Below are 5,662 nucleotides of genomic sequence, written 5' to 3' on the forward strand. Positions count from 1 at the left end.
TCGAATAGGTGGCCGTCGGGCGGTACCACGAGAAACTTATTGCACTCAACGTTTTCGGAATCGCCGGACATCAGATCCTCCGTGTGACAACCGCCCATCATTTGAAAAGAGGGTAGCAAAATGGCAGCTTCCCCCAGTCCCCAACCGCGTTTGCGCGCCTGATTGCCATGCGAGGCGTGATCCCATCGTTTATGCAGCGTGAAAGACTGAAGCGTCAGCCCGATATGATTGACTTCTCGAGGCATTTGTTCCTATTTTGTTCGCATGCCTATGCTGTCTGAATTCCCCTCCAATAAGGTCATCGTCTCGTGCGAAAAATGCGGGATGTGGAAGCAATACGACCGAGACGCGATGCTCCGAACCGGGGGTGATCGCACACTGGCGCACTTGCTCGATGAGATTGTCGCGCGCGTGGGCTGCCCAAAAGCTAAAAGCCTGAGCGTCTATGACCGGTGTGGGGCCAAGTACGAGGAACTGCTGACGCTGACGGGTGGCGGAAACGCGTATGCGAAGTCGAAGGGTGGATGAGGCGCTGGGGCTGCCACATTTCTTTGTATTGGTGGTAGGCCAAGCGGTTAGTGGCTCGGCGATGAAGCACTGCTGCTTGTCGGTCAGTGCCATGTGTGCTTCTCTCAGGCCCGACACCTTAACGCGCCCCTGAGGCCCCGATGTACAGGCATATCCTGATCTCGACTGATGGTTCGGAACTCGCTCAGAAGGGCGTTGATCACGGCCTCGCCTTGGCAAAAGCGCTTGGCAGCAAGGTCACGATCATTACTGCGACCGGGTCATATCCAGTGCCGACTGGCCCGGCGGCTTGGGGTGTCACGCCCAATCAAATCGCCGGCTACGCAGCAGGTCGCAAGCGGGAAGCCGAAGATCTGCTTTCTTCGATAAAAGCGACAGCGGAGAACTTGGGTATCGAGGCCGATACGGTCCATGTACCCGATAGCAAGGCCGCCCCGGCAATTCTGCAGACGGCACAACAGATCTCATGCAACTTGATTGTGATGGCATCCCATGGCCGACGCGGCATGCAGCGAATGCTTCTAGGAAGCCAAACCGCCGAAGTCGTGTCCAGCAGTCCGGTGCCTGTTTTGGTTGTAAGATAATTGCCGCCCGTACGTTAAAACCGGCTCGGCGCGGGATTGGTGATAAAGCAGGCGACCGGGATGCCCCAGTCCTTGGCTATCGGCGCGAGGATATCCCGCGTTGACCTGCTCGATTGGCTTCAGGACGCTTCCCATCCCGGCTTGGTGGCAGCTTCGGTGGTCTTAGCATCAATGGTACAGCGCGTAGCATGTATGCTCCCACTCCCTGCCGCGACCATGCCTTAGCCTCGTCTGTGCGCCGTCCCGATCTGGTTGGGCTCGACACTCGGGGGGAGCGATGTGATGCTGGTGGCTTCAACCGACGGAGCAAGTATGGACAAGCTGCTTAATAACCCGCATGCGCCGGATTTATTCGCCGATGGCGCGACGGGGTACCTCAGTCTCAATGGGAATATGCGGATTACATTCGAAGCTGTCCGATCGGACTATTCGACAAACCCGCACGCCCTGGACCGCGTTGTTGTTGGCCTCGTGGTCATGCCAATCGCGGCGGCCGAAGCGATGGCGAACGCAATTTTGCAGCATGTTGCGCTGGTTCGAAACGCTCCCAATCAAGACGCCAACACGACGATGCAATAGTTCATTTTGGGCACACGCCTCCAGCAGGCTGGCGACTGTTCGGTGTCACCTTTGGGCGGTGGTGAGGCCGCCATCTGATTAGCAATTCGGCTGATTTGCTTTTGTTTTGCAAGGGCTTCAAAGTCACGCGTCACATCCACGGAGACGGCCATGGCAAGTCGGCAGTTAAGTCCTGAGGAAAAGCAGCACTACCTCGGATCACAGATGGCCTTGGAGAGACGGGTGCACCCCGATCCTCACTGTCAGATTGCGGTCAAGGTAGAGGATTGGACTGACGATGATGGCAATCCGCTTCTTTCAGTGCTGACGAAGCGGAAGATCGTCTGGGATAAATCCGGACGCTTTCGGCTAACCAGACCGCCCAGCTTGCGTATGGAGGGCGTCAGCACGAGGGGCATAAGGCGGCGTCAGCCTCGACACACGGCAATAGTGGTGGGAGGATATGGCCTCACCCGAGGGAGGCCAGAATGTTCGTAAGTTTGACGCTAGCCGGAAAAGACGGCACGACCATCTACATCAACGTCGAGCACATCGTCAGTTTTTCCAGGGAGGTGTCGGCCCGTTTCACTGCGGTTCACTGTGTAGGCGGCGTCGATCCGGCAGTTTACATGGTCACAGAGACACCCGATGAAATATTGGAACTTATCGGGATTGAGGAAGACTAACGACTGGCGACCGGCCCACCTCGGCCTTGTTTGATTGCATCCAGCGAGGGACGTGGTGATGCGCTTCCGGTTTTGAACGCCTCTCACTGATATGGTTGCAGGGCGGGATTTGAACCTGCGTCCTCGAGCTTATGAGGCTGGCGAGCTACCCGGCTGCTCCACCCTGACTTGAAATCTACCAACCCGGTTCTGGATCGATGCTGCCTGGTTACGCGTTGTTATGCGGCGAACGAGCGCCAAATTGGCGATACAGCGATGAAGGACATCCCATCCATTGACCTAAGCGAGCCTGCCACTTTCTTTGAGAGCCGGCTGCTGCCGGGAATGGCGTTTGATCATCTCTCCAATGCAATCCGGCACGCAGTGAACGTCCCGCTTCACAAGCAACACCACGCTGCAAAGATCGTTACGCAAACGGGCGCGCAATACGGCTGGGACGAGATCAGCGTACTTCACGACCATCTTCGGGCGTTGGACAGCCGCTGATTTCTTGCCCGAGTCACGCACCGAACTCCCACTCATCGTCTTCATCCTCATCGCCACCAGGGAGTTTGTCGAACGCCTTGTCGATCTGGCGGATGTCCCAAACTGTGCGACAGTTGATGCGCTTGGGCTTAGGCATTCTGCCGTCCTTGACCATCTCATCGAACAATGAGGGTGAGACGCCCACATAGGCGGCGGCTTCCTCTCGAGCTAGGCCGCGCGGTGGTAGATTGGCTGGTAGTTTCGAGGGCTTTGACATCTTACTCAACGCTGTTCCGCCCCAAAACCGTTCTTCGGCCCGTGCCTTCAACCAACCTCCCTGCCCATTTCAGTGGGTCAGACACCCACGGCAGATCGCGCCATGATTCTGGAACGGGCAGTGTGTCGATCGCCTCAATCAAAGGGCGCTGTGGCACGTGGGTGTACCGCCGGCTCATGTCGTCGACCGCATGCCCAAGGATTTGGTCCTTGATGTACGGATGGACGCCGTTCACGACCAACTGCGTCGAGACCGAGTGACGGCCTGTATAGGGCGATATGTCTTTGATGCCCGACCGTCTGCGTGCTCCAGTGATGGCGGTCTTGAGTTGTCCGCCACCACCTTGGGTAGGCGGGTAAGGGTGCCCTTTGTGGGTACGGAACAAAATGCCTCCACGCTCGACGAGCGGTCCAAGCCACTCTGCCAGAAACCAATGCAATGGTACGCCTCGAGGCTCGCCGGTTTTGCTGGAGCGCACTACCAGCCACCGCTTCGCGATGTCCATGTCTGGTGTTTCGAGTGCGAAAAGCTCGATCGGCCGGAGCCCTGTGTAGAACAGCGCTGTCATCACCATCGCCGGGGCAGGGGACATGGCAGTAACGAAGGTTGCCGCGCGCTCGTACTCCACGGGTGACGTTCCGGTGCGAGTGGGGGCGAACGATGCGGGTGCCCTTTGGCTTGCGGGGGCGGCGCCACTTCCTAGACCTTGCCCAATCATTGAGCACGGCTTCGTTCCAGACCGCGACGAAWKGCGTGTAGCACTGCCGGTTACGCGTCTCTGGCTGCGCATTCGGGTAGAGTTCTCGAGCGGCTGCGTCCAGATCGTTCTGGGTGATGGCGTTCAGGCGGCTTTGGCCGAGTCGAGACAGCAGCGGTTTTAGGAACCGGCCGCTACCGCCCGATGTTAGGTACACCTCTGCGGCGTCGGCGAAGGTCTTGGTGGCGCTAACTCCAAACGCGTGTTCTTCCGCAATTTCGCGCTCGGTGCGCACCCTCAGCGCATCGGCAAGCCGGCGACTTTTGAGCTTGGTGCTGTTGTAGACAGGTGTTCCGCACACGGAGCCCCGCAAGTACCAGATCTGACCTCGGCGAAGCAGCTTGAGCCCCATAGCTCTCTCACCCACAAAAGAAGCTCCCGGTGCACCATGCGCCTTGGGGCTTTATTCTCCTCAGTGTGGTGAGTGCTGGCCGGCTTGGTGGGACGGTTAGTGGAAGGATAGCGAGGGCAGGGTGGAGGTCAAGAGTTGAACTTTGACTGGCCACGGCTTGACCCGGCAGGTAGTTATCGAAAAATAAGGCCCAGGGTCTCGGAGGGATGAGATTGCGATATTATCTACACGGCGATCAGCATGAAGATGGCGGCAACAAATGGTTTTGCGCGCGGTGCGATGTTTTCGTGCTGCAGGAGCATTTCCATCGCGACCAGCGCCACATGGGGCGAGAGGGTGACAAGGATTATCCCCGCTACCAGAAGGACCTCGAAGGCCTGACAACATACCTGGAGAATACCGAAGGTCGCTACTCCCGGCCATACTCACCGAGAAACTGCATCGCCTGATGATGACCTGAGAAATGAGGTTGCGCATCGTCTATTGGGCGCCGGTCAAACCCAGAGCTGCTTGAATTCCAGATATACCCACCACCGTGGCTAGGACTTGCAGTATTCCAACTATAACAAGCGCTGCGGTAAGCCAACCCAATAGAGACTGTTGGTTGTCCATATCCCTATGCCGTTGCTCTTGCTCTTCATAATTTTGTAGCGTCGCCAATGCCTTAGGCTCCAGGCGGTAGAACGCATTGTCTCGCCGTAGGTCTCCTGAGGTCACCAGTGATTCAAGCAAGATTTCATAATAGGCACCCGTTTCTTCCTCGTCTGGATGAAAGACGAAGCGTCGTGAGTACATAATGTCCATGAGGCCGACGTATGACGCCGAGAAGTCGGATTTTCGAAGAGTTTTTTCCAAGAAAACCCTTAGCACTGTCATTCTGTCTGCGCGTACCAGAGGAATTTTGTTAAATTTACTCTGTAAATATTTGTCGCGGATAACATGCCGCTGTGGATGCAAAGTTGCCAGGGCGGTGATGAGGCGAAGGGGACTCTCGTACTGATATGTGTAGCCTCGAAAATGATAGCGAAAAGTTGGGCGAAGCTTTGCCAGTTGTGAGTTGAGTAGAGCCCTTGCCTCTCCATCCTGCCTTTCGGTCTCAAACCAGAGCCCACCTACGCCGCCCTTGTCCATCTCTTGAACGATAAAACGGCGCTGCCCGCTCTCCTCTCGGAGGTAAATGTAAAAGTAGCTCGCGGTCGGTGGATCGTCATCAAAGAGAGACGKTTTCGTCGGCGGGCGCCCTCTAAGAGCGAGCCAAATGGCGGCTCGTGATACATAAGGCCGTGGCATCTTCCGCCCCCTGTTGTGAAACCAGTCTTTCTATGTGCGGTTCGCCTCTGTACTCAAAGAGACACCCAAACCCACGGATCTATCGCCRTCACCGAGAAAGGTGATCCCCATTCCGTGCAACACCGAAATGACAGCGCGGATGTTGTTGGTCATGGGCTTTACATC

8 protein-coding genes are annotated in these 5,662 nt (G+C 56.8%); 4 read left to right on the forward strand and 4 right to left on the reverse strand.

The features are described from left to right. Positions 1–245, reverse strand: a 245-nt coding sequence (locus tag AC1DUU_RS21300; RefSeq protein ID WP_476785387.1) for a hypothetical protein, incomplete at its 3' end; no start/stop codon positions are given. A gap of 423 nt (positions 246–668) precedes the next feature. On the opposite strand from AC1DUU_RS21300, the gene AC1DUU_RS21305 reads away from it, so the two are divergent. The 4 genes from AC1DUU_RS21305 to AC1DUU_RS21320 all read left to right on the forward strand — a co-directional run bounded on the left by AC1DUU_RS21305 (position 669) and on the right by AC1DUU_RS21320 (position 2,842). Continuing rightward, positions 669–1,112: a universal stress protein gene (locus AC1DUU_RS21305; RefSeq protein ID WP_476785388.1), complete on the forward strand. Its 444-nt coding sequence runs from the start codon at positions 669–671 to the stop codon at positions 1,110–1,112. A 312-nt stretch (positions 1,113–1,424) separates the two neighbouring features. Beyond that, positions 1,425–1,691: a hypothetical protein gene (locus AC1DUU_RS21310; protein ID WP_476785389.1), complete on the forward strand. Its 267-nt coding sequence runs from the start codon at positions 1,425–1,427 to the stop codon at positions 1,689–1,691. A gap of 467 nt (positions 1,692–2,158) precedes the next feature. Then, complete coding sequence (locus AC1DUU_RS21315; protein ID WP_476785390.1) at positions 2,159–2,356, forward strand: hypothetical protein; 198 nt, start codon at positions 2,159–2,161, stop codon at positions 2,354–2,356. Between the two features lie 255 nt (positions 2,357–2,611). Next, positions 2,612–2,842, forward strand: coding sequence for a hypothetical protein (locus AC1DUU_RS21320; RefSeq protein ID WP_476785391.1), 231 nt, complete (start codon positions 2,612–2,614; stop codon positions 2,840–2,842). 13 nt (positions 2,843–2,855) lie between these two features. Here AC1DUU_RS21320 and AC1DUU_RS21325 read toward each other — a convergent pair whose 3' ends face one another. The 3 genes from AC1DUU_RS21325 to AC1DUU_RS21335 all read right to left on the reverse strand — a co-directional run bounded on the left by AC1DUU_RS21325 (position 2,856) and on the right by AC1DUU_RS21335 (position 5,497). Then, on the reverse strand, positions 2,856–2,978 hold the full coding sequence (locus tag AC1DUU_RS21325; protein WP_476785392.1) for a hypothetical protein: 123 nt from the start codon (positions 2,976–2,978) through the stop codon (positions 2,856–2,858). A gap of 121 nt (positions 2,979–3,099) precedes the next feature. Continuing rightward, positions 3,100–3,666 carry a tyrosine-type recombinase/integrase gene (locus AC1DUU_RS21330; protein WP_476785393.1) on the reverse strand — a complete coding sequence of 189 codons (567 nt, stop codon included), beginning with the start codon at positions 3,664–3,666 and terminating at the stop codon, positions 3,100–3,102. Positions 3,667–4,687: 1,021 nt separating this feature from the next. Next, positions 4,688–5,497, reverse strand: a complete 810-nt coding sequence (locus AC1DUU_RS21335; RefSeq protein ID WP_476785394.1) for a hypothetical protein — start codon at positions 5,495–5,497, stop codon at positions 4,688–4,690. Positions 5,498–5,662: the final 165 nt, after the last annotated feature.

This window comes from Aminobacter sp. P4_H6_2, from assembly GCF_056400805.1.

Coding starts and splice junctions, on each gene's coding strand:
- AC1DUU_RS21320 (WP_476785391.1), top strand. CDS start 2,612: ATGAAGGACATCCCATCCATTGACCTAAGCGAGCCTGCCACTTTCTTT.
- AC1DUU_RS21325 (WP_476785392.1), bottom strand. CDS start 2,978: ATGCCTAAGCCCAAGCGCATCAACTGTCGCACAGTTTGGGACATCCGC.
- AC1DUU_RS21305 (WP_476785388.1), top strand. CDS start 669: ATGTACAGGCATATCCTGATCTCGACTGATGGTTCGGAACTCGCTCAG.
- AC1DUU_RS21310 (WP_476785389.1), top strand. CDS start 1,425: ATGGACAAGCTGCTTAATAACCCGCATGCGCCGGATTTATTCGCCGAT.
- AC1DUU_RS21315 (WP_476785390.1), top strand. CDS start 2,159: ATGTTCGTAAGTTTGACGCTAGCCGGAAAAGACGGCACGACCATCTAC.
- AC1DUU_RS21330 (WP_476785393.1), bottom strand. CDS start 3,666: ATGACAGCGCTGTTCTACACAGGGCTCCGGCCGATCGAGCTTTTCGCA.